Below are 3,602 nucleotides of genomic sequence, written 5' to 3'. Positions count from 1 at the left end.
AAACAAGACATTCTTTATTTGCAAGCAATATATTAGCGCCGCGCCGCTCTGAACGCTAACCTCGACGGTGGGGCCGTGGGGCGGAGTGCGGTCGCCGCGAACCGACCAGTTCGTCGCGCCGCCGATCAGGGACGCCACGGCCAGCCGCAACGCGAGAGCGGGATTTTGCGTCAGTTGATAGCGCACTGCCGCCACCTTGTGCAGCGCCACGTAGTTTTGCAAGGCTTGGGGAATTTCGCTTCGAGTCGCTTTGGGCGCATCGTTCGCCGCCTCCCCCTCCACTCCCGCCGTTTGCCGGGCCTGACGGCGGGCCTCTTTCAGCGGTAGAAAGCCCTCGTGACACACCACTTCGCCGGTGGGGCGCGGTACAATCCATACCCAACCGCCCTCACGCTTCCCCGTCCGCTGGTACTCCCAACTGCGAAAATACCCGCCCGTCTCCAACACCTCGACTTTAGCCCAACCCTCGGCCAACCGCTGATCCCGCAATGCGGCGATGGCCTGATGTTGCAGCGTCCAGAACAGGGCGGCATCGTCAAAATACGAGGCTTCCGCGAACAGGTCGGCGACGATTCGCCCGGTGTAGCTTTCCAGCGGAAACAGAGCCACCTCGGTCGAAATCGCCTCCCCGCCGCACAGCCAGGCTTTGAGTTGAGCGCCGAGCGGTGCCCATTGTTCCTGATCCCGGTACAGCTTGAACCACGCCTTTTGCTGCTTGGGCGTCGCCAGCGCCAGCAGTTGCGCATCGGCGAGGCTGACTGCGCCTTTGCGAACCTCGCGCTTGATCGCATCGCTCAGATTCGCCAAGGCCAGCCGTTGCTTGACCAATCGCTCGGTCACGCCAAAGCGGGCGGCGAGAGTGGCGACGCCTTGGCCCCGCCTGACCAGTTGGGCGAACGCCTCGTGCTGGTCGAACGGCTCCATCGGCAACCGTTCAAGATTCTCGGCCAGTGAAGCTTCCAATGCCGCCCCGTCGTCGGTCGCGTCCAGCACCAGACACGGCAAGGGTTCCACCGGCGCGTCTTGCGCGAGGCGCTGGCAGGCCAGAAAACGCCGTTGCCCGGCCACGATTTCAAATCCCTCGCCGTCTGCCGCAGACCGCACCAGGAGCGGTTGCAACAGCCCTTGCGCCTGAATGCTCGCGGCCAGCGAATCCAAACCGTCGGTCGCGCCGTGAGTGCGGACGTTCACCCCGGAAACCGTCAATTGTTCTAGCGGAATACGATTCAATTCCATCGGAGTTCTCCGTTGAGAAGGGGATAACACGGGATTGGCAACACCCTATTTCACTTAAATAAAGTCTATCAAACAAAGTCACTCCGTCAATAAAAAATCGTAGAAAATAGCCCTTTTATTCCGCTATACTTTAATAAAATCAGGATGAATTTTTAAGAAAAATGAGGCTAGATGATGACCCGTCTTGATACGACGTTAATTCTCTATTTAAAGCAGAAAGACCCGACTCCTTATTTAGAAGGAAAGGGCTTTGCCGTGAGAAAAGAAGGCCGTCATTGATCCGTGCGGGCGGGGAGCGATGAGCATTACCGAATCACCCAAAAAAGCGACGGGCATTGGGTAGCCTGCAATAAAACCGGTCAAGGCATCGGCGATAACATCGCCTTGGTGCGTGACCTTGAACCCGGCCTCGGCTTTTTGGACGCCGTGGCGCGGCTCACTGGCGAGCCGGTGGTGCAGCGGGAACCTCTCGCCGAAGCGCCCCGGCGCACTCATCCCGCCCGCTTACCCCAGACTCGCGCCGACCGCCACGCCGGGCGGGTCTATCTGCACGGGCGCGGTATTTCGTCGGACACCCTCGATCATGCCGAACGAACCGGCTTTCTCCGCTATGCGGGCGGTAGCGTGCTGTTCGTCGGGCGAGACGCCCGCGGCGGGCTGCGCAACGTGACGAAACGGCTGATCGCGCCCGGCCCTGACGACAAACCCAAGCGCGATTTGGCGGGGAGCGACAAGCACTATCCGCCGATCCTGCCCGGCAACCCGCGCGTCGTCTGGATCGTGGAAGGCGGTGTGGACGCGCTGGCCGCGCGCGACTTGGCGAAGCAGCGGGGCAAAGCTCCGCCCACGGTGTGGGTCAGCGGCGGGGCGACGGTGCGCTGTTTCCTGGACAACCCGACGGTACAAACCCTCTTGCTGCACGCCGATTCGGTGGTGGTGGTGCGGGATAACGAATGCACGGCGAAGAAACAGGCGGAAACCGACGCCGCCCATGATTTGCAAATGGCGCGCATCCGGGAACTGCGGGGAAACTGTGCCGACTGGCAGCCTCCAGTCGGGGTGAAGGATGTCGCGGAATTGAACGGGCGGGAACAGGAACGAGTCCGTGCAGGCCGCCCTGACTGAATGGGTTGTGAAAGCCAGAATCGCCTGATGTGGTAAAATCAACGCATCAAGTCATCACTATGAAGGGAAGTTGCCATGAGAACCACGTTGGATATTGACGAGGACGTCCTCGCAGCCGCCAAGGAACTGGCTCGCCATCAGCGGACTTCGACCGGACGGATGGTCTCCCGGTTGCTGCGTCAGGGCTTGCCGGTCTCGTCTTCGGATCAGCCGCATTCCAGCATTCCCCCGGCGACCGGGTTTCACCCGTTCCCGGCGGGTCGAGTGGTCACTAACAATGCGGTCAATGCGCTGCGGGAGGCCGAGGGAGTCTGATGCGAGCATTGCTGGATGTGAATATCCTGATTGCGCTGCTCGACGCCGGTCATCTCCATCACCGTCTGTCCACGAGCTGGCTCGCCGCCCACCTCGAGCAAGGCTGGGCCTCGTGCCCGCTGACCCAGAACGGTTGTATTCGTATTTTCTCGAACCCCGCCTACCCCAACGCCGTACCCGCCGCGCACATCGCCGAACGACTGGCGGAGGCCGCGCAACATCCGGCTCACGCCTTCTGGCCGGATTCCATCAGTCTGCTGGAACCGGATCGCCTGGCGTGGGATCGGCTGCTGAGTTCTCGACACGTGACGGATGCCTACCTGCTGGCGCTGGCCGCCGAACAAGGCGGACGCTGGGTCACTCTGGATCGCGGCGTGCCTTTGGCGGCGGTTCGCGGCGCACAGTCCCAACACCTGGTCGTACTGTCGTGAGTGGCGCACTGTAGCCCATTTCCCGCAAGGCAACATCTTTGGCCGCATCGGGCGAACGGCTGTCGCGTTGGAGAGGTCGCTTATGTCATATCTATTTCTTTTATCCTTTCAATAGTTCGGACAGTTTTTGGTTTCGGCCTCGTGGACGGAAAATACCTCAGTGTATGGAACCTCTTGAAAAATCAGAGCTTCAAGCATCCCTCATAGGTCAAGCAAAATCAACGAGTTATTTTATCCAACTCCGGTCAACCCCTCACTTCGATTTAATTCAGCCTATGAAGGCTAACCCGTTGATGGTGATCACCAAAACTGTCCGAAGTATTGTGATCACCAAAACTGTCCGAAGTATCGATCCTTTGCGAAGCTTAGAATGAATGACGGGTTAAGTAACTAACTTGGGCGGTGCGCCACTGCTTTCTCCGACCGTCACTCAATCGAGCGTTTACGTGACCACTCTTGAGAGGACTGTTCATGCTGCTGGGCTATCTGCGGGTC

Annotated in this window: 4 protein-coding genes; 3 read left to right on the top strand and 1 reads right to left on the bottom strand. The window is 59.7% G+C overall.

The window, feature by feature from the left end; all coding sequences use genetic code 11:
• A partial coding sequence (locus BN874_RS11185) for a ParB/RepB/Spo0J family partition protein (protein ID WP_051497729.1) occupies positions 1–1,236 on the bottom strand: 1,236 nt, incomplete at its 3' end.
• Positions 1,237–1,518: 282 nt separating this feature from the next.
• Between BN874_RS11185 and BN874_RS11180 the strand changes: the two genes are divergently transcribed.
• The 3 genes from BN874_RS11180 to BN874_RS11170 all read left to right on the top strand — a co-directional run bounded on the left by BN874_RS11180 (position 1,519) and on the right by BN874_RS11170 (position 3,107).
• The gene (locus BN874_RS11180) at positions 1,519–2,361 is read left to right on the top strand and encodes a hypothetical protein (protein ID WP_034433272.1); all 843 of its coding nucleotides are present in this window, start codon (positions 1,519–1,521) and stop codon (positions 2,359–2,361) included.
• A gap of 75 nt (positions 2,362–2,436) precedes the next feature.
• On the top strand, positions 2,437–2,676 hold the full coding sequence (locus BN874_RS11175; RefSeq protein WP_034433270.1) for a DUF6364 family protein: 240 nt from the start codon (positions 2,437–2,439) through the stop codon (positions 2,674–2,676).
• Entirely contained in the window at positions 2,676–3,107 is a 432-nt protein-coding gene (locus tag BN874_RS11170) for a TA system VapC family ribonuclease toxin (RefSeq protein WP_034433268.1), read from the top strand. The genes BN874_RS11175 and BN874_RS11170 overlap by 1 nt, the downstream gene beginning before the upstream one ends.
• The last annotated feature ends 495 nt before the right edge of the window (positions 3,108–3,602 follow it).

The organism is Candidatus Contendobacter odensis Run_B_J11, assembly GCF_000531125.1.
Classification (GTDB): Bacteria; Pseudomonadota; Gammaproteobacteria; order Competibacterales; family Competibacteraceae; genus Contendibacter; species Contendibacter odensensis.
Note: the sequence above shows the minus strand (reverse complement) of the source record. Positions and strands in the feature narration are given on the sequence as shown.